Here is a 20,434-nt window from a genome sequence, read left to right on the forward strand (position 1 = left end):
ACCTTCGATAGAGAACACCCCATGCGCGTCACCATCTTCGGCACCGGCTACGTGGGTCTGGTCACCGGAACCTGCCTGGCCGATGTCGGTCACGACGTGGTCTGCGTCGATATCGACCAGGCCAAGATCGAGGGCCTCGAGCGCGGGGTGATCCCGATCTACGAGCCCGGCCTGGAGCCGATGGTCAAGGCCAATCACGCCGCCGGCCGTCTCCACTTCACCACCGACGCCGCCGCTGCGATCGTCCATGGCGACCTGATCTTCATCGCCGTCGGCACGCCGCCCGACGAGGACGGCAGCGCCGACCTCAAGTACGTGCTCGCCGTGGCGACGACGATCGGCCGCCATATCGAGCGCCAGGTGGTCGTGGTCAACAAGTCGACCGTGCCGGTCGGCACCGCCGACAAAGTCCAGGCGACGATCGCCCGCGAACTGCAGGCGCGCGGCGTCGACGTCGCCTTCGACGTGGCCTCCAACCCCGAATTCCTCAAGGAAGGCGATGCGGTCAACGACTGCATGCGTCCCGACCGCATCGTGATCGGCGCCTCCAGCCCGGTCGCGCTGGAAAAACTCAAGCGCCTGTACGCGCCGTTCAACCGCAATCACGAACGCATCGTCTACATGGACCTGCGCTCGGCCGAACTGACCAAGTACGCCGCCAATGCGATGCTGGCGACCAAGATCAGTTTCATGAACGAAATCGCCAACATCGCCGAGAAAGTCGGCGCCGACATCGAGATGGTCCGCCAGGGCATTGGTTCGGACCCGCGCATCGGCTGGCACTTCATCTACCCCGGTGCCGGCTACGGCGGGTCGTGCTTTCCGAAGGACGTGCAGGCGCTGGCCCGCACCGCCCAGCAGCACGGCTACCAGGCGCGCCTGCTCGACGCGGTGGAAGCGGTCAACGACAGCCAGAAGGGCCACCTGTTCGAGCTGATCCAGCGCCACTACGGCGGCAACATCGCCGGCAAGACCTTCGCGGTCTGGGGCCTGGCGTTCAAGCCGAACACCGACGACATGCGCGAGGCCTCGAGCCGCACCTTGCTGAACCAGTTGTGGGACGCCGGTGCGCGCGTGCGCGCCTACGATCCGGAAGCCAACGACGAAGCCGAGCGCATCTTCGGCGAGCGCGAGGACCTGGCGCTGTGCGATTCGGCGCGCGCCGCGCTGGCCGATGCCGACGCCCTGGTCGTGGTGACCGAGTGGAAGCAGTTCCGCAGTCCGGATTTCGTGCGGGTGCGCCAGGCCTTGGCCGACGGCGTGATCTTCGACGGGCGCAACCTGTACCATCCCGACGAGGTCGAGGCGGCCGACCTGGCCTATTACGGCATCGGGCGCGGGCGCTCGATCCTGATCGACGGCGATTGAGCCGTCGGCACGCATGGATTACCGCCTGTGACTTCCGAACTCGAGCAACGCCTGATCGATCTGGAAACGCGCGTAGCGTTCCAGGAGCATGCGCTCAATGAACTCAGCGACGCACTCGCCGCGGCACGCAGCGAGGAAGCACGCAATTCGCTGCTCATGTACCGCGCGCTCGATGAAATCAAGCAATTGCGCAGTGCCATGGCGGCCACGCCGCTCACCGGCGGCGACGCCGCCGGCGAACCACCCCCGCCGCATTACTGATACCGGATCATGAGCGACACTCTTCGCGATCAACTGCTGGGCCTGGGCTTCAAGCCGGCTCCCAAACCCGAACGTCCGGAACGCTCCGAACGCAGCGGCGACCCCAAGCGCGGCGGCAAGCCCGGCGAGCGTTCCGGCGCCGCGCGTCACGATGCGCGCAAACCCGGCGAGCGCGGCGCACGACCGCACGGCGAACGGCCCGGTGCCGACAAACCCGGCTCGGACCGCCCGAATGCCAACCGGCCGCAGGGCCAGCGTCCAGGCGCCGGCAAGCCCGGCCAGGGCCGCCCTGGCGCCAATCAGGGCTCGGGCCGACCGGGGCAGGGCAAGCCGCGCACGCGCGAAGACATCGATCTGGCCAAGGCCTATGCGATCCGCGCGCAGCGCGAGAAAGACGAACGCATCGCCGCCGAGCAGGCCAAGCAGGAAGAGGCGCGCCTGCGCCGCGAAGCCCGCGCCAAGCTCGCCGAAGCGCTCAAGGACCAGGCGCTGAACGCGCCCGATGCCGAGATCGCCCGTCACTTCCCGTACGGCGGCAAGATCAAGCGCGTCTACGTCACCGAAGCGCAACTCAAGCAGCTCAACGCCGGCGAACTCGGCGTGGTCCAGCTCGAGGGTCGCTACGTACTGGTGACCGCGGCGATGCTGGAGCAGGCTGAGGCGATCTTCGCGCCCGCGGTCGCGCTGAAGGTCGATCCGAATGCGCCGGCCGAGGACGATCCTTACGCCGATCCGTTGTATCAGGTGCCGGACGATCTGGTCTGGTGATCGTGGGCGGCGCGTCTTGCGCCGCCGTGGTCCTTTAATCTCGCTTCGTCGCGTTCCGCAGTCTGGTGTAGGAGCGGCGTGAGCCGCGACCACGGGACGCGCAGTGGCAGCAGCGCCGACGCCGCTCATTGGAACGGCGTCGTACCGCGAGGGTAGGAGCGGTGTCCTACTGGATTTCCTTCGGTCACAAGCCGCGACCACGGGACGCGCAGAGAGCGCAATGCCGATGACGTCCATCGAAGCGACAAGCTTTCGCAGGGGTAGGAGCGGCGCGAGCCGCGACCGCAGTGTTTCGGTCTTGCGGCGCATCCATCAAGCAATACCAAGATCAAACGCTAAGAGCTTCCGCCACTAAAGCGGCGGGTTACTTTCTTTTGTCTAAAGCAACAAAAGAAAGGTAACCAAAGAAAAATGCTTTGTTTTGAATCACAGGCCCGCACGAGCGATGCCGACGCAGGGATTTTTCATACGGGACATCCCTGTCCCGATGAAAAACGGCGCGCATCCTTGCGCGCCGCCCTCCGGGTCTTCGATTGCCTTCGCTAGTACGAATCGGCGCACGGCAACAGCAAAATCTTTATGGCCATGGCCATGGCCATGGCCACGGCGCGTAGCGGCTTGAGGGGTAGGAGCGGCGTCCTACTGGATTTCCTTCGGTCACAAGCCGCGACCGCGAATCTACGGCGGCCGGCGCGGGTAATCGTAGCTGCGCGGTCGCGGCTTGCGCCGCTCCTACCCTAAGAGCACAGCAGCCGCTCCTGTTGCTGTTGCTATGGAGAGCTTGGCGCAGTACCGAGCTCACGAGAACACCTGGAGACCCGGAGGGCGGCGCACAGGACGTGCGGCCGGCTTTAAATGGAATGACCCGATAAGACAAGGACGTCTTATCGAAAAATCCCGGCGCGAGCTTCGAACTCGTGGCCTGTGCCTCTGCAAGGAGAGCCCTCCCTTTGGTTAGCTTTGACCGAAGGGAATCCAGACGGACTTTTGGGCTTAGCAAAAGAAAGTAACCCGCCGCTTTAGTGGCGGAAGCTTTTTATCGTTTGATCTTGCTTGAAGAAGCGCCGCAAGACCGACCCAGCGTTGTCGCGGCTCGCGCCGCTCCTACCCTCGCGACAGGGCGGCGCTTCGATAGAGCGTATCGGCGTTGTTGCCTCTGCGCGTCCAGCGGCCGCGGCTCGCGCCGCTCCTACCCCTGCGACAGCACGCCGCAACACGACCTCAACCGTTGACGGCAGCAGCCCAAGTCGCCGGTTCCTCGTCGGCAACGGCCGGCCGCATCCCCTCGATCATCGCCGCGATCGCCTGCGCGGTGTCCAGCGGCCGTTCCATCGGGAACAGGTGGCCGCCCTCGATCCAGCGCCAGCGTTCGCCGACCAGTCGGTGGGTCGGCGCGGAACCGGCGTTGCGCAATTCGCGCGAACGCGTGCCGGCAAGAAAGCCGACCGGCACGCGCACCGACGGCGCTAGGCCGCTGAGCGCGGTGGTCGGCAGGGTGTGATAGATCCGGTACTCGATCTCGCGCTCGAACGCGAGTTCGCGGCTGCCGTCGGCGGCCGCGCGGGTGCCATGTTCGACGTAATCGTCGAGCACGCGCTCGTCCCAGCAGGCGAACGCGGGTTTGGCCAGGAAGTGTTCGCGCACCGCGGCGCGGTCGGGCCAGAGCCGGCGGCGCTGCAAGGTCGCGCGCATCGGCATCAGCAGATTGTCCAGGCCGGTGCGGCGGCCGATCGAGACCAGGCGCGCGCGCCAGCCGGCGATCAAGGGCGAATCCAGCATGACCACGCCGGCGACGCGCCCGGCCAGAGCCGAATCGGCCAGCCGATGCGCCGCGAGCAGGCTCAGGTAGCCGCCGAGCGAGTGGCCGACCAGCCAGATCCGGCGCGCGTTGCCGGCGGCGTTTTCAGCGCGTGCGACCAGTTCCTCGACCAGATGCGGCCAATCCGGGGTGACCGGGTAACGCGGGTCGTGGCCGATGCGTTCGGGCCGGACGACATGGAAGCGCTCGGCCAGGGCAGCGAGCATCACCCGATAGACCGGAGCCGGGAATCCGTTGGCGTGGGAGAACAGCAGCAGGTCGTGCATGGCGATCCGTGGGCGGGTCGGGCGCAGGTCGCGACGAAACGGCGCGGCCGGGCCAGGACGACGTCACCATACCATTGCGTATTGAAGTGCGATAGCGGCGCAAGTCGCGTTTGCGACCCGTATCGGATCGGCCGTTCCCGGGAGAGGTACCCGGCAGCACGAACGCCTCCCACCATGTTCGGTCGCGGACGGCGCCTGCGTCATGCGTACCGGTGTTGCATCGCGGCACGCTCGCGGACGCGTCAGTCCGAATCGAGTGCGCTGCTCAGCCAGTGTTTCGACTTGTGACCCAGCTCGCGGATCGTCGATACGCCCAGGTCGCGGATGATGCGATGGGTGCGGTGCGGCAGCGGCGACTCGTCGATGTCGTGCGGGGCGATGTTCTTGCCGGGCACGCCGGGCAGGAATTCGATGCCGGCGGCGTGGTAGCAATGCTGGACCAGCGCCGAGCAGTACAGCGCGCCTTCCTTGGCCAGCAGGTTGCTACGTCGGCGCAGACGGCGGCTGTGCATCGCCATCAGGGTGCCGACCAGTTCGCTGATCGAATAGCTCGACAGGCCCGACAGCAGGTCGAGGCCGGCGACCTGGATCTTGTGGACCTGTTCCGGGCTCAGGTCGAAATCGAGGATGGCGATGTTCGGAAACGCGTCGGCGTCGTAGTAACGGTCGACGCGGTTCTCCTGCACGCCCAGGCGGATCTGCTTGTAGCGCAGGTCGAGGTCGGACTCGATCACCCACCATTGCCCGTCGATGCGGCGTTCGCTGAAGACGAAGGCGTGCGACCACAGGCTGCGATGACCGTCTTCGGTCAAGGGCGATTGCGCCTTGCGGATCAGTTTGTTGATCCAGTCGCGCCCGCCGCACAGGCCGATGCGGCCCGGGGCTGCGTGTTTTTCGATGAAGGCGGCGTTGCCGAGCGCGTCGCCGGCGCGGTCGGCCGCCGCCTCGATGCCGTAGCCGCCGCCGGGTATCAGGATCTCGCTCATCCGTGCACGCTCGTGTTGACCAGTCCCTGGAGGGGGCGGCGGTGCGCCGCCCGTCCGTGTTACTCGGGATCGTAATCCAGATTCGAGGCCAACCAGCGTTCGGCTTGCGCCAAGGTCGCGCCCTTGCGGCGGGCGTAGTCCTCGACCTGTTCCTTGGAGACCCGGCCGACCACGAAGTACTGGCTGTCGGGGTGGCTGAAGTACAAGCCCGAGACCGCCGCGGTCGGGTACATGGCGAAGCTCTCGGTCAGCTCCAGGGTGGTGTGGCGGGTCGCGTCGAGCATGCGGAACAAGGTGCTCTTCTCGCTGTGCTCGGGGCAGGCCGGGTAGCCGGGCGCAGGGCGGATGCCGCGGTAGCCTTCGTCGATCAGGGCCTCGTTATCGAGCGTCTCGTCGGCGGCGTAACCCCAGAACTCCTTGCGTACGCGCTGGTGCATGCGCTCGGCCAAGGCCTCGGCGAAGCGGTCGGCCAGGGCCTTGAGCATGATCGCGTTGTAGTCGTCGTGATCGGCCTCGAAGCGGGCGACGTGCGGCTCGATGCCGATGCCCGACGTCACCGCGAAGCCGCCGATCCAGTCCTGCCGGCCGGAGTCCTTCGGCGCGACGAAATCGGCCAGGCACAGGTCGGGCCGGTCGACCGGCTTGTCGACCTGCTGGCGCAGGAAGTGCAGGCGCACGGTCTCGCTCTTGCCTTCGCCGGGAACTTGCACCTCGACGTCGTCGCCGACCGAGTTCGCCGGCCACAGGCCGAACACCGCTTTGGCCTGCACCCATTTCTCGGCGACCATCTGCTTGAGCATGGCGCGCGCGTCGCGGTAGAGCTCGCTGGCCTGGGTGCCGACGATTTCGTCGGTCAGGATCGCCGGGTAGCGCCCGGCCAGTTCCCAGGTGTTGAAGAACGGGGTCCAGTCGATGTACTCGACCAGCTCGTCGAGCGGGTAGTCGTCGAACACGTGCAGGCCCGGCTGCAGCGGCGCCGGCGGTTCGTACTCGCTCCAGTTGCCGTTGAAGCGCTGGCCGCGGGCCTTCTCCAGCGAGACCAGGCGCTTGCCGTCGCCGCGGTTGCGGTGGCGCTCGCGGATCTCGGCGTAGTCGGAGGCGTTGGCGGCGACGAAGGGCTCGCGCAGTTCGATCGAGATCAACGACTGCGCCACGCCGACCGCGCGCGAGGCGTCCTTGACCCAAATCGTCGGCGACTTGTAGTGCGGGTCGATCTTGAGCGCGGTGTGCGCGCGCGAAGTGGTCGCGCCGCCGATCAACAGCGGCATGGTGAAGCCCTGGCGCTGCATTTCGCGGGCGACGTGGCTCATTTCCTCGAGCGAGGGCGTGATCAGGCCGGACAGGCCGATCAGGTCGGCGTTTTCGGCCTTGGCGCGGTCGAGGATGGTCTGCGCGGGCACCATCACGCCGAGGTCGACCACGTCGAAGTTGTTGCAGGCCAGGACCACGCCGACAATGTTCTTGCCGATGTCGTGGACGTCGCCCTTGACCGTGGCCATGACGATCTTGCCGTTGGATTTGCCGGCGTCGCCGGTGCGCAGTTTCTCGGCTTCGATGTAGGGCAGCAGATAGGCCACGGCCTTCTTCATGACCCGCGCCGACTTCACCACCTGCGGCAGGAACATCTTGCCGGCGCCGAACAGGTCGCCGACCACGTTCATGCCGGCCATCAGCGGGCCTTCGATCACGTCGAGCGGACGCGTGGACTCGGCGCGCGCGGCTTCGGCGTCCTCTTCGATCCACTGGTCGATGCCGTGCACCAGCGAGTGGCTGAGGCGGTCGCGCACCGGCTTGTCGCGCCAGGCCAGGTCCTCGACCTTCTTCTCGCCTTTCTTGCCCTTGTAGCGCTCGGCCAGGGTCAACAGGCGCTCGGTGCTGTCGTCGCGGCGGTTCAGCACCACGTCCTCGACCGCTTCGCGCAACTCGTTGTCGAGGTCGTCGTACAGCGGCAGGCCGCCGGCGTTGACGATGCCCATGTCCATGCCGGCCTTGATGGCGTGGTACAGGAACACGGTGTGGATGGCCTGGCGCACCGCCTCGTTGCCGCGGAACGAGAACGAGACGTTGGAGACGCCGCCGGAGATGTGGCTGTAGGGGAAACGGCGCTTGAGCTCGCGCGTGGCCTCGATGAAATCGACGGCGTAGTTGTTGTGTTCCTCGATGCCGGTCGCGACCGCGAACACGTTCGGGTCGAAGATGATGTCCTCGGGCGGGAAGCCGATGCGTTCGGTCAGCAGCTTGTAGGCGCGCGAGCAGATCTCGACCTTGCGATCGATGGTGTCGGCCTGGCCGACCTCGTCGAAGGCCATCACCACCACCGCGGCGCCGTAGCGGCGGACCAGGCGGGCCTGGCGCAGGAACTCGGCTTCGCCTTCCTTCATCGAGATGGAATTGACGATGCCCTTGCCCTGCAGGCATTTCAGCCCGGCCTCGATGACCGTCCACTTGGAGCTGTCGACCATCACCGGGATGCGGGCGATGTCGGGCTCGGCCGCGATCAGGTTGAGGTAGGTGACCATGGCCTGCTCGGAATCGAGCAAGCCCTCGTCCATGTTGACGTCGAGCACCTGCGCGCCGTTCTCGACCTGTTGGCGCGCGACCACCACGGCCTCGTCGTAGCGGGCTTCGGTGATCAGCTTGCGGAACTGCGCGCTGCCGGTGACGTTGGTGCGTTCGCCGACGTTGACGAAATTGCTTTCGGGCGTGATCTGCAGCGGTTCGAGGCCGCTGAGGCGGGTCTGGCGGGGGAGGGCGGTCATGGCGTGGGGGTCGTGATCGCTGGGGTGTGCGAAAGATGCGGATGCAGGCCGCGCGCGGTGGAAGACAGGAGTGCCGAAGCGGAGGTCATGCCGCCTCTACCAGTTGCAGCGGACGCCGCGGCTCGACGCCCTCGACCACCGCGGCGATCGCGGCGATGTGCGCCGGGGTCGTGCCGCAGCAGCCGCCGACCAGGTTGAGCAGGCCGGCGCGGGCGAACTCGCCGAGCACCGCCGCCATGTCCTCCGGGGTTTCGTCGTAACCGCCGAAGGCGTTCGGCAGGCCGGCGTTCGGGTGGGTGCTGATGTGGGAATCGGCGATCTGCGCCAGCACGTCGATGTGCACGCGCAGGTCCTTGGCGCCGAGCGCGCAGTTCAGCCCGATCGCGGTCGGCTGGACGTGGCGCACCGAGTACCAGAAGGCCTCGGCGGTCTGCCCCGAAAGGGTGCGGCCGGAGGCGTCGGTGATGGTGCCGGAGATCATGATCGGCAGGCGCGCGCCGCGCGCGTCGAAGGCTTCCTCGACCGCGAACAATGCGGCCTTGGCGTTGAGTGTGTCGAAGATGGTCTCGACCATGATCACGTCGGCGCCGCCGTCGATCAGGCCGTCGGTGGCCTCGCGGTAGGCGATGCGCAACTCGTCGAAGGTGATCGCGCGGTAGCCGGGCTGGTTCACGTCCGGGCTCAGCGAGGCGGTGCGGCTGGTCGGGCCGAGCACGCCGATGACGTAGCGCGGCTTGGAAGGGTCGCGCGCTTCGGCCTCGTCGCAGGCCTGGCGGGCCAGGCGCGCGCCTTCCTCGTTGAGCTCGCGCGCCAAGTGCTCCAGGCCGTAGTCGGCCAGCGAGATCGTGGTCGAGTTGAAGGTGTTGGTCTCGATCAGGTCGGCGCCGGCGGCCAGGTACTCGGCGTGGATGCCGCCGATGATGTCGGGCCGGGTCAGGGTCAACAGGTCGTTGTTGCCGCGCTGGTCGCGCGAGCAGCCGCAGGCATCGCCATGGACGTGCTCGGTCTCGCCGTCCTGGCCGCCCGCGTACAGCCGGTCGTAGCCTTCGGCGAAGCGCTCGCCGCGGTAGTCGGCTTCCTGCAATTCGTGCTGCTGGATCATCGTGCCCATCGCGCCGTCCATGATCAGGATGCGTTCGTCCAGGCCGCGCAGCAGCGTGCGCGCGCGTTCGGGGTTGAGCCAGGGCAGGGTTTCCATCGGCAGGGCCTCGTTATTTCTTCGCCGGCTTGCGCGCCGGTTCGGCGGCGGGTTTGCGCGCCATCAGGGCGATGACTTCGAAATGCGGCGGGCGGCGTTCGCGGGTCACGGTTTCGCAGCTGACGATGTCGAAGCCGGCCTTGGCGGCGAACTTCTGCAGGTCCTTCTCGGCGAAACCCAGGTTGACGTGGCCGAAGGCCTCGACCGCGCCGCGGTGTTCGTGGCTGGCCAGGCTGGTCAGCAGCAGGCGGCCGCCGGGGCGCAGCACGCGCGCGGCTTCGGCGACGGCCTGGGCCGGGTGTTCGGCATAGGTCAGCGCATGCATCAGCACCACCAGGTCGAAGGTGTCGGCCTCGAACGGCAGCGCGTGCATGTCGCCTTCGCGCACCTCGACGTTGCGCAGCTTGCGCAGGCGTTCGGAGGCGGCGGCGACGACCTTGGTGCTGGCGTCGAGGCAGACGTAGCGGTTGGAGTGCGGCGCCAGCAGTTCGGCCAGCACGCCGTCGCCGGAGGCTATGTCGAGCACGTCGCCGGGTTGCAGCAGGGGCAGGGCCGAGCGTGCCAGGGCTTCCCAGGTGCGGCCCGGCGAGTAGTGGCGTTCCATGTCGCCGGCGACCGAGTCGGCCCAGTTCTGGTCGGAGGCGCGCATCGCCAGCACCGCGGCCACGCGCTCGGCGTCCTGGCGCAGCAAGGGGTCGTCGCTGCCGGTGCTGAGGGTCTGCCACAGCGCGCGCTGGGCCTGGTCGAGGGCGCCATCGTCGAAGCGGTAATAGGCCGACACGCCGGCGCGGCGGTCGCGCACCAGCCCGGCTTCCTTGAGCTTGGACAAATGGGTCGACACGCGCGGCTGGGCCAGGCGGGTGATCGCCGACAGCTCGGCCACGGTCAGCTCCTCGCCCTCGAGCAGAGCGAGCAGACGCACACGGGTGGCGTCGGCGAACACCTTCAAGCGGGACGACCAGCCTTCGAGATCCATAGGGCAACCTTGGGAATAGGGAATCGGGAATGGGGAATCGAAGGTGGGCAACGGGACAGTCACTAGGACGATTCCCGATTCTCCATTCTCGTGTTCTATCAACGTATCGCGATATAGAGATAAGTGTGTTCCCGGAGGGGCTTGCAGGTCAAGTCGGGGCCGGCCCGGCCGTGGCCGCGCAGACGCCTCGCGGCGCAAACCCTGGCGCAGGGGCGGGGCAGGCGCATGGGTGGGGTTATTCGGCGCGCGCGGCTACAATTCGCATTCGCGGCCATCGACCGGCCGCGGACCAGGACGCAGAACCATCGCGCCGGTCGGGGATCGACGACGGCGCCGCCTACGGGCTGCCGCGCGCCCCGGCCGCAGTGCTCAAACCAGCAGAGGTGCCGACGTGGATTTTGGCTTTACCGAAGAGCAGTTGATGATCCAGGACGTGGCGCGACGTATCGCCCAGGAAAAGATTGCTCCCAGCGCCGAGCACCACGACCAGACCGGCGAGTTCCCGCTCGAGAACATCCGCACCCTCGGCGAGAACGGCCTGATGGGCATCGAAGTGCCGGCCGAGTACGGCGGCGCGGGCATGGACCCGATCTCCTACGTGCTGGCCATGGTCGAGATCGCCGCCGGCGACGCCGCCCATTCGACCATCGTGTCGGTCAATAATTCGCTGTTCTGCAACGGCATTCTCAAGTTCGGCACCGAGGCGCAGAAGCAGCTCTACGTGCGCGCGATCGCCGAGGGCCGCGAGATCGGCGCCTTCGCCCTGACCGAGCCGCAGTCGGGCTCGGACGCCACGGCGATGCGCTGCAAGGCGGTCAAGCAGGCCGACGGCAGCTTCGTCATCAACGGCAAGAAGAGCTGGATCACCTCCGGCCCGGTCGCCAAGTACATCGTGCTGTTCGCGATGACCGACCCGGACAAGGGCGCGCGCGGCATCACCGCGTTCATGATCGATACCTCCAAGCCGGGTTTCCACCGCGGCAAGACCGAGCCCAAGCTCGGCATCCGCGCCTCGGCCACCTGCGAGATCGAGTTCGAGGACTACGTCGCCGCGCCGGACGACGTGCTCGGCGAAGAAGGCCACGGTTTCAAGATCGCCATGGGCGTGCTCGACGCCGGCCGCATCGGCATCGCCAGCCAGGCCATCGGCATCGCCCGCGCCGCCTACGAGGCCACCCTGACCTACGTGCGCGAGCGCAAGGCCTTCGGCCAGCCGATCGGCGCCTTCCAGATGACCCAGGCCAAGATCGCCGACATGAAGTGCAAGCTCGACGCGGCCCTGCTGCTGACCTTGCGCGCGGCCTGGAAGAAGGCCGAGACCGACAAGCACGGCGGCCGCTTCAGCAACGAGGCCGCCATCGCCAAGCTCACCGCATCGGAAGCGGCGATGTGGATCGCCCACCAGGCCGTGCAGATCCACGGCGGCATGGGCTATTCCAAGGAAATGCCGTTGGAGCGTTATTTCCGCGACGCCAAGATCACCGAGATCTACGAAGGCACCAGCGAGATCCAGCGCCTGGTCATCGCCCGCAACGAAACCGGTCTGCGCTGAAGCGACAGACGATGAAACGTTTCGGCTCGTCACGGCCCACCGCCTGTCCTGAGGACGGCGGCATGGGCTCGCGCGCTTCGAACGGCCTCGCCGTGCACGGTCCGCGCCCGATGGCGCGTGGCCGCGTGGGCGCGTCGCTCGATTACGGCGCCGCGTCCATTGCCGCCCTGCAAGCCTCGAACCGCAAGCACTAACCACTTCTCTTGGCCCGCGCGAAAGCGTGGGCCTCATTCCATCCGGACCTCAGAGTTCCCATGAGCAACAAACCCAAAGCCGCGTCCAAGCAGGAACCCGCCAAACCAGCCTCGGCCAAGAAAGCGGGCAAGCCCGCCGCCAAGACCGTCGCCGCGAAGCCTGCCGCAAGCAAGCCTGCTACGACCCAGCCCGCGGCCGCGAAGAGCGCCACGGCCAAATCGGTCACCGCCAAGCCCGCCGCCAAGAGCGTTGCGCAGGTCGAGGCGCAGAGCGCCAGCGTCTCGCTTGAGCCGATCGTCGCCGCGATGCGCAAGCGCCTGCCGAAGGCGCGCCACGCGGAGGCCGAGGCGTTCGCCAAGGCGTTCTACAAGCGCATGAGCCTGGACGAGCTGCCGCAGCACCAGGCCGACGGCTGGGCCGCGCTGGCGACCGATTTCCTCGACTACGCACGCGACCGCAAGCCGGGTTCGGCGCTGGTGCGCCTGTTCAACCCGACCCTGAAGACGCACGGCTGGGAATCGGCGCATACGGTGCTGCAGATCGCCAACGACGACATGCCGTTCCTGGTCGATTCGGTGACCATGGCGCTGGCCGACCAGGGCATCGGCGTGCACGTGCTCGGCCATCCGGTGGTGACCTTCCTGCGCGACAAGGCCGGCAAGCTGGTCTCGGTCGGGCAGGGCGTGCCCGAGTCGTTGATGCACCTGGAAATCGACCGCCTGACCAATGAGTCGATGGTCTCGGCCAAGAAGGCGCTGGAAACCGTGCTTGCCGACGTGCGCGCGATCGTCCGCGACTGGTCGCAGATGCGCGACAAGATGAACGAGGTCGCCGACGGCATGATCGGCGAGCGCATGCCGGTCAACGAAGACGGCAAGCGCGAGGCGCAGGCCTTCCTGCACTGGGCCGCCGAGAATCACTTCACCTTCCTAGGCTACCGCGAGTACGAGGTGATCAAGCACGACGGCCAGGACGTGCTCAGCGCGATCAAGGGCAGCGGCCTGGGCCTGCTGCGCGGCAAGGACGCCGGCAAGCCGCGTCCGCTGACCTCGCTGGCCGCGCACTACATCCCGCAGTCGGGTTCGGTCGATGCGCTGATCCTGACCAAGACCAATGCGCGCTCGACCGTGCATCGTCCGGGCTACATGGACTACATCGGCGTGCTGAGCTTCGACGACAAGGGTCGTCCGGTCGCCGAGAAGCGCTTCCTCGGCCTGTACACCTCTAGCGCCTACAACCGCCGTCCCTGGGACATCCCGCTGGTGCGCCAGCGCCATGCCTATGTGATGGAGCAGTCGGGCCTGGCCCCGGACAGCCACAGCGGCAAGGCCCTGCGCCACGTCCTGGAAACCCTGCCGCGCGACGAGCTGTTCCAGTCGAGCGAAGAGGAACTGTTCAAGACCACCTCGGGCATCCTCGGCCTGCAGGAGCGCGTGCGCAGCAAGATGTTCCTGCGCCGCGACCGCTACGGCCGCTTCTTCTCGGGCCTGGTCTACATCCCGCGCGACCGCTTCAACACCGACGTGCGCCTGCGCGTGGAGGCGATGCTCAAGCGCCGCCTGCACGGCGAATACATCGACACCACCGTGCACATCGGCGAATCGCCGCTGGCGCAGATGCACGTGATCGTGCGGCCGAAGTCGGGCGAAGCGATTCAGATCGACCACGTCGCGATCGAGGCCGAACTGACCGAGATCGTGCGCAACCGCCAGGACGAACTGCGCGACGCGCTGGTCCAGCGCCACGGCGAGCAGCAGGGCCTGGCCCTGGCCAACCGCTACGGCCGCGCCTTGCCGGCGGGCTATATCGAGGAAGTCTCGGCCGGCGTCGCCGCCCAGGACATCGCCCACCTGGCCGCGCTGACCGGTCCGGACGATCTGCGCCTGAGCCTGTGCCGCACGCGCCAGGGCGAGGGCGGCCTGCGCTTCAAGTTCTACCGCCAGCTCGACGACATTCCGCTGTCGGACGCGCTGCCGATGATGGAGAACATGGGCCTGCGGGTGATCTCCGAGCACCCCTACCGCCTGCGCGTCGACGAGCAGCCGGTCTACATCCAGGACTTCGAGGTCGAGACCGCCAACAACGACATCGACATCGACAGCCTCGACGAGAACTTCGAGGACGCGTTCGCGCAGATCTGGCGCGGCAACGCCGAGAACGACGGCTTCAACCGCCTGATCCTCACCGCCAACCTGTCCTGGCGCCAGGTCGCGATGCTGCGCGCCTACTGCAAGTACCTGCTGCAGGTCGGCGTGCCGTTCTCGCAGAGCTACGTCGAGGAAACCTTCTCGCGTTATCCGCTGCTCGCGCGCCTGCTGGTGGAATTGTTCGAGGCCCGCTTCGACCCCTGCACCGGCAAGGAGAGCAAGGCCGAGATCAAGGCCGGCCAGGACCTGCTGGTCCAGCAGTTGCACGCCCTGTCGGGCGGCGACGCCGCGGTCATGGCCGCGGTCAAGCCGGTCATCGATGCGCGCAACGGCAAGCGCGACGAGCAGGCCAAGGCCACGGTCGATGCGATCAAGGCGCTGCTCGACCGCGTCTCCAGCCTCGACGAAGACCGCATCCTGCGCAGCTTCATCGGCGTGATCAACGCGACCCTGCGCACCAGCTACTACCAGCGCGCCGCCGACGGCGCCGATCGCGGCTACGTCAGCTACAAGTTCGATTCGGCGCAGGTGCCGGACCTGCCCAAGCCGCGCCCGTACCGCGAAATTTTCGTCTACGGCCCGCGCGTGGAAGGCGTGCACCTGCGCTTCGGCCCGGTCGCCCGCGGCGGCCTGCGCTGGTCGGACCGTCGCGAAGACTTCCGCACCGAGGTGCTGGGCCTGGTCAAGGCGCAGATGGTCAAGAACACCGTGATCGTGCCGGTCGGCTCGAAGGGCGGCTTCTTCGCCAAGCGTCCGCCGGCCGGCGGCGACCGCGACGCCGTGCTCGCCGAAGGCATCGCCTGCTACAAGATGTTCATCAACGGCCTGCTCGACATCACCGACAACATCGTCGACGGCAAGATCGTCGCGCCGCGCGACGTGGTGCGTCACGACCAGGACGATCCCTACCTGGTGGTCGCCGCCGACAAGGGCACCGCGACCTTCTCCGACATCGCCAACGGCATCGCCGCCGAGCACAAGTTCTGGCTCGACGACGCCTTCGCCTCGGGCGGTTCGGTCGGTTACGACCACAAGGGCATGGGCATCACCGCCAAGGGCGCGTGGGAGTCGGTCAAGCGCCACTTCCGCGCGATGGGCCGCGACAGCCAGACCCAGGACTTCACCGCGGTCGGCATCGGCGATATGTCCGGCGACGTGTTCGGCAACGGCATGCTGCTGTCCGAGCACATCCGCCTGATCGCCGCGTTCGACCACCGCCACATCTTCCTCGACCCGAACCCGGACGCGGCGAAGACGTTCAAGGAACGCGAGCGCATGTTCAAGCTGCCGCGCTCGAGCTGGGACGACTACGACAAGAAGCTGATCAGCAAGGGCGGCGGCGTGTACCCGCGTTCGGCCAAGTCGATCCCGCTGTCGCCGGAGATCAAGGCCGCACTCGGCATCGATGCCGGCATCGCCGCGATGAGCCCGGTCGAGCTGATGAGTGCGATCCTGAAGTCGCCGGTCGATCTGCTGTGGAACGGCGGCATCGGCACCTACGTCAAGTTCAGCGGCGAGACCAACAGCGACGTCGGCGACCGCGCCAACAACGGTCTGCGCGTCGACGGCCGCGACCTGCGCTGCAAGGTGGTGGGCGAGGGCGGCAATCTCGGCCTGACCCAGCTCGGCCGCATCGAGGCGGCTCAGCACGGCGTGCTGCTCAACACCGACTTCATCGACAACTCGGCCGGCGTGGACACCTCGGATCACGAGGTCAACATCAAGATCCTGCTCAACGGCCAGGTGCAGGCGAAGAAGCTGAGCCTGCCGGACCGCAACAAGCTGCTCGCCTCGATGACCGACGAGGTCGCCGAGCTGGTGCTCAACGACAACTACCGCCAGAACCAGGCGATCAGCCTGATGGAGCGGATGAGCCAGACCCGCCTGGGCTCGAAGCAGCACTTCATCCGCACCCTCGAAGCGCAGGGCCTGCTCGATCGCCAGATCGAGTTCCTGCCGTCGGACGCCGAGATCTCCGAGCGCAAGGCGCGCGGCCAGGGCCTGACCCGTCCGGAACTGTCGGTGCTGCTGTCGTACTCCAAGCTGGTCGCATTCCAGCAGATGCTCGACTCGGACGTGCCGGAAGACCCGTACCTGTCGAAGGAACTGGTGCGTTACTTCCCGCAGCCGCTGCAGACCAAGTACGCCAAGGCGATGGAGAACCACCGCCTGAAGCGCGAAATCATCGCCACCGCGGTGACCAACTCGACCATCAACCGGATGGGCGCGACCTTCCTGCTGCGCATGCAGGAAGACAGCGGCCGCACCCCGGGCGAGGTCGCCAAGGCCTTCACCATCACCCGCGAGACCCTCGACGCGCGCGATTTGTGGGCGCAGATCGACGCGCTCGACGGCAAGGTGGCCGAGTCGACCCAGATCGACGCCTTGCAGGTGATCTGGAACCTGCAGCGCTCGTTCACGCGTTGGCTGCTGTCGCGTCCGGGTACGATCCCCGACATCACCACCGCGGTCGAGCGCTACCACGACGGCTTCAAGAACATCCGCGCCGGCCACGGCATCCTCGGCGACGGCCAGCGTCCGGCGCACGATGCCGCGTTCGCCGACTGGAAGGCCAAGGGCGTGCCGGAAGCGCTGGCCGCCCAGCTGGCGGCGCTGCCGTACCTGGAACCGAGCTGCGACATCATCGAACTGGCGCGCGAGCGCAAGCTCAAGCCGGTCGAGGTGGCCAAGGTCCACTTCCGCCTCGGCGAAGCGCTGCGCCTGCCGTGGTTGCAGGAACAGATCGACGCACTGACCGTCGATGGCCGCTGGCATGCGGTCGCGCGCGGCGTGCTGCGCGAAGAGCTGGGCGCGCAGCAGCGCATCCTGGTCGGCCAGGTGCTGTCGATGCCGGGCGCCAACGCCGACGCCAAGATCGCCCATTGGCTCGGCCGCGACGACGTCTCGCTGCGTTTCACCCTGGCCATGCTCAACGAGCTGGCCGCGCAGAAGTCGCTGGACTATCCGACCGCGTCGGTCGCGGTGCAGCGCCTGTCGCAGTTGGCTGCGCGCGGCTGATCGAGGGCCGACGCCCATAGCCTGCCGTTGTTCTGAGCCCCTCTCCCGTTGACGGGAGAGGGGTTGGGGTGAGGGCGCACGAGCCGGGCATCGACAGCAGCATCCAAACAAGAGGCCCTCATCCGCCCTTCGGGCACCTTCTCCCGTAAACGGGAGAAGGGAATGCGGTTGCCGTTCTGGTAGCGTCCATCCCCAAAATCCGGCGACACGCAACAGAATTCCGCCACGCCCTCCGGGTTATGCTGACGGCATCCTTCCGGAGCCGCCGATGACCGCGACGCAACGCATCGCCTTCCTCGCCAGTCACACCGACGAGGCCCAGCGGGCGCTCGCCGATCTCGTCGCACGCCATGGCCAGCACGAGCCGGATGCGGCCGATGTCCTGGTCGCGCTCGGCGGCGACGGCTTCATGCTGCAGACCCTGCATCGCCATGGCGGCCTCGGCAAACCGGTGTACGGGATGAAGCTCGGCACCGTCGGTTTCCTGATGAACCAGCACAACGGCGAGGACCTGTTCGCACGCCTGGAGGCGGCCGAGCCGGCGGTGCTGCGTCCGCTGGAAATGGTCGCCCAGACCGAGTCGGGCGCGACCTTCGGTTCGCTGGCCTATAACGAGGTGTCGTTGCTGCGTCAGACCCGCCAGGCCGCGCACATCCGCATCGATCTCAACGGCCAGACCCGGCTCGACGAATTGATCTGCGACGGCGTGCTGGTCGCGACCGCGGCCGGCAGCACCGCCTATAACTTCTCCGCCCACGGCCCGATCCTGCCCTTGGGCTCGGCGGTGATCGCCCTGACCCCGATCGCGGCGTTCCGGCCGCGGCGCTGGCGCGGCGCCTTGCTCAAGGCCGACACCGAGATCCGCTTCCGCGTCCTCGACCCCTACAAGCGTCCGGTCAGCGCCACCGCCGATTCGCACGAGGTGCGCGACGTAGTCGAGGTGATGATCCGCGAGTCGCGCGACCGCACCGTCACTTTGCTGTTCGATCCCGAGCACAACCTCGAAGAGCGCATGCTGATCGAGCAGTTCACCAGCGGCTGAGCGGGCTCAGCCCAGCCGCAGCAGAACCTCGCGCAGGCGCGGATCGGCCAGGTCGGGCAGGGCCGCCGCTTGCGCCGCTGCGAACCACTGCAGGCCTTGATGCTCGTCGCCTCGCGCCTCGGGTTCGCCGTCCCAGGCTTCGACGCGGTAGATGCGCAGTACCAGGCCGTCGCAGGCGAATTCGGCGACCACGCTGGCTGCCGCCGCGGCGTGCTGGTCGGGCCTAGCGAGCACGGGCGGGCCGATGCCGGCTTCCTCCTTCAGCTCCCGCCACAGGGCTTGTTCGGGCGTCTCGCCGGCCTCGACGTGACCGCCGAGCATGTCCCAGCAATTCGGCGCCAACCGCTTGTGCGCGGCGCGCAGGCCCAACAGCACGCGGCCTTGGCGCCACAGCAAGGCGCCGACCAGATCGATGCCGTGTTCGCCTGCGCTCATCGTTTGCGGCGCTCCTTCTTGCTGCGCGCTCCTCCGGTAGGCGAACGATAGTCGACCCTGCTCGAAACCGCTTTAAGTTACAGATAAATAACTCTAAATATCAATTATTTAAATGGCATAATTAACGTCAATTGCCACTAACGGTTTTGCTGCGCATCCGGCGTGCGACTTCGCTGGCCGCGGCGATGAGCAAGGTCAGGGCGATCGTCGACAGCAACTGCAGACGCGGGCCTTCGATCGACAGCGCCAGCACGAACACCAGGCCGAGGATCGCCAGGCCGGCCCAGGTCACGTAAGGGAAGGCCCACATCTTGAACGGCAGCACCGTGCCGGCGCGGTCGGCGCGGCGGCGCAGGATCAGCTGCGAGACCAGCGACAGCGCCCACACCAGCAAACAGGTCGAGCCGACCACGTTCAACAGCGCCGGCAGCACCTTGTCGGGATACAGCAGCTCCAGCGCGGTGGCGACGAAGCCGAAGGCCACGCTGGCCAGCACCGCGACGGTCGGCACGCGGCTGCGGCTGAGGTGGGCGAGCGCGCGCGGCGCTTCGCCGCGTTCGGCCAGCGAATAAATCATGCGCGAGGCGCCGTAGAGATTGGCGTTGAGCGCCGACAGCAAAGCGACCACCGCGACCAGGGTGATCGCGGTCGCCGCGCCGGGGATGCGCGCGACTTCCAGCACCGCGGCGAACGGCGAATTCAACGACTCGCTGGTCCACGGCACCACCGCGATGATCACCGCGAGCGAGCCGATGTAGAACACCAGGATGCGCCAGGCCACGGTGCGGATGGCGTGGGTGATGCTGCGCTCAGGGTCCTGGGTTTCGGCCGCGGCGACCGCGACGATCTCGGTGCCGCCGAAGGCGAATACCACCACCAGCAAGGCCGCGCCGACGCCGGCCCAACCCTTCGGTGCGAAGCCGCCGTGGTCGAAGAAGTTCGACAGCCCCGGCGAGGGCACGTTGGGCAACAGGCCGCAGACCAGCAGTATCCCGATGGCGATGAACGCCAGGATCGCGGCGACCTTGAGGATCGCGAACCAGAACTCGAACTCACCGAAGTTGCGTACGCCGAGCAGGTTGACGCCGGTGAACACCGACATGAACACCAGCGACATCAAGGCCACCGGCAATTGCGGCCAGACCGTGGCGAGCAGGCCGGCGGCGCCGACCGATTCGGCCGCGATCACGATCACCAACTGCGCCCACCACAACCAGCCGAGGGTGGCGCCGGCGGTCGGCCCCATGGCGTCGGCGGCATACACCGAAAACGCGCCGCTGGTCGGCCGCGCCGCGGCCATTTCGCCGAGCGCGCGCATCACGATGATGACCAGCGCACCGGCGATCAGATACGACAGCAACACCGCCGGCCCGGCGCTGCGGATGCCGACCCCCGAACCGAGGAACAGGCCGGCGCCGATCGCGCTGCCCAGGCCCATCATCACCAACTGGCGCGACTTCAAGGCATGGCCGAGCTGGGACGCGGCGGCGCCGTTCATGAGCGTGGCGGTGCGGGCAGGGACTTCGGTTGGGGACATGTCGGGCGTCCGGACGATGAGGCGGTGCGGAACGATACCTTGTCGCCGCGGTCGGCAACGAGGCCTGCGGCGATTCCGGCCCTAAACCGCAGGAATCGGCCGGCCGG

13 protein-coding genes and 1 pseudogene are annotated in these 20,434 nt (G+C 67.4%); 7 read left to right on the forward strand and 7 right to left on the reverse strand.

What is annotated here, in order from left to right:
• The first annotated feature begins 21 nt into the window (after positions 1 to 21).
• The 3 genes from ACKN61_RS12000 to ACKN61_RS12010 are packed head-to-tail and all read left to right on the forward strand — an operon-like array spanning position 22 to position 2,397.
• Positions 22 to 1,368 (forward strand): UDP-glucose dehydrogenase family protein, encoded by a 1,347-nt coding sequence (locus tag ACKN61_RS12000; RefSeq protein ID WP_408953631.1) that lies wholly within the window; start codon positions 22 to 24, stop codon positions 1,366 to 1,368.
• Positions 1,369 to 1,395: 27 nt separating this feature from the next.
• Positions 1,396 to 1,629 carry a SlyX family protein gene (locus tag ACKN61_RS12005; protein WP_031372970.1) on the forward strand — a complete coding sequence of 78 codons (234 nt, stop codon included), beginning with the start codon at positions 1,396 to 1,398 and terminating at the stop codon, positions 1,627 to 1,629.
• A gap of 9 nt (positions 1,630 to 1,638) precedes the next feature.
• A complete protein-coding gene (locus ACKN61_RS12010; RefSeq protein ID WP_408953632.1) occupies positions 1,639 to 2,397 on the forward strand; it encodes a DUF2058 family protein in 759 nt (252 codons plus the stop codon).
• Between the two features lie 1,221 nt (positions 2,398 to 3,618).
• On the opposite strand, the gene ACKN61_RS12015 is transcribed toward ACKN61_RS12010, so the two are convergent.
• The 5 genes and pseudogenes from ACKN61_RS12015 to ACKN61_RS12035 all read right to left on the reverse strand — a co-directional run.
• Positions 3,619 to 4,482: an alpha/beta fold hydrolase gene (locus ACKN61_RS12015; RefSeq protein WP_408953633.1), complete on the reverse strand. Its 864-nt coding sequence runs from the start codon at positions 4,480 to 4,482 to the stop codon at positions 3,619 to 3,621.
• A 242-nt stretch (positions 4,483 to 4,724) separates the two neighbouring features.
• Positions 4,725 to 5,468 carry a hypothetical protein gene (locus tag ACKN61_RS12020; protein ID WP_408953634.1) on the reverse strand — a complete coding sequence of 248 codons (744 nt, stop codon included), beginning with the start codon at positions 5,466 to 5,468 and terminating at the stop codon, positions 4,725 to 4,727.
• Between the two features lie 59 nt (positions 5,469 to 5,527).
• Positions 5,528 to 8,227 (reverse strand): methionine synthase, encoded by a 2,700-nt coding sequence (gene metH / locus ACKN61_RS12025; RefSeq protein WP_408953635.1) that lies wholly within the window; start codon positions 8,225 to 8,227, stop codon positions 5,528 to 5,530.
• Positions 8,228 to 8,312: 85 nt separating this feature from the next.
• Entirely contained in the window at positions 8,313 to 9,425 is a 1,113-nt protein-coding gene (locus ACKN61_RS12030; RefSeq protein ID WP_408953636.1) for a homocysteine S-methyltransferase family protein, read from the reverse strand.
• A gap of 49 nt (positions 9,426 to 9,474) precedes the next feature.
• Positions 9,475 to 10,401 (reverse strand): annotated as a pseudogene (locus ACKN61_RS12035) (ArsR/SmtB family transcription factor); the annotation flags it as partial.
• A 421-nt stretch (positions 10,402 to 10,822) separates the two neighbouring features.
• Between ACKN61_RS12035 and ACKN61_RS12040 the strand changes: the two are divergent.
• From ACKN61_RS12040 to ACKN61_RS12055, 4 genes are all read left to right on the forward strand, one after another.
• Entirely contained in the window at positions 10,823 to 11,953 is a 1,131-nt protein-coding gene (locus tag ACKN61_RS12040; protein ID WP_408953813.1) for an acyl-CoA dehydrogenase family protein, read from the forward strand.
• Between the two features lie 11 nt (positions 11,954 to 11,964).
• On the forward strand, positions 11,965 to 12,147 hold the full coding sequence (locus ACKN61_RS12045; protein ID WP_408953637.1) for a hypothetical protein: 183 nt from the start codon (positions 11,965 to 11,967) through the stop codon (positions 12,145 to 12,147).
• 60 nt (positions 12,148 to 12,207) lie between these two features.
• The gene (locus tag ACKN61_RS12050; protein WP_408953638.1) at positions 12,208 to 17,313 is read left to right on the forward strand and encodes an NAD-glutamate dehydrogenase; all 5,106 of its coding nucleotides are present in this window, start codon (positions 12,208 to 12,210) and stop codon (positions 17,311 to 17,313) included.
• 268 nt (positions 17,314 to 17,581) lie between these two features.
• Positions 17,582 to 18,355 (forward strand): NAD kinase, encoded by a 774-nt coding sequence (locus ACKN61_RS12055; RefSeq protein ID WP_031372354.1) that lies wholly within the window; start codon positions 17,582 to 17,584, stop codon positions 18,353 to 18,355.
• Between the two features lie 6 nt (positions 18,356 to 18,361).
• On the opposite strand, the gene ACKN61_RS12060 is transcribed toward ACKN61_RS12055, so the two are convergent.
• Positions 18,362 to 18,790 (reverse strand): NUDIX domain-containing protein, encoded by a 429-nt coding sequence (locus tag ACKN61_RS12060; RefSeq protein ID WP_408953639.1) that lies wholly within the window; start codon positions 18,788 to 18,790, stop codon positions 18,362 to 18,364.
• A 127-nt stretch (positions 18,791 to 18,917) separates the two neighbouring features.
• Positions 18,918 to 20,327, reverse strand: coding sequence for an amino acid permease (locus ACKN61_RS12065; protein WP_408953640.1), 1,410 nt, complete (start codon positions 20,325 to 20,327; stop codon positions 18,918 to 18,920).
• Positions 20,328 to 20,434 lie beyond the last annotated feature (107 nt).

Source organism: Lysobacter sp. Hz25 (assembly GCF_046097045.1).
Taxonomy (GTDB): Bacteria; Pseudomonadota; Gammaproteobacteria; order Xanthomonadales; family Xanthomonadaceae; genus Lysobacter; species Lysobacter antibioticus_B.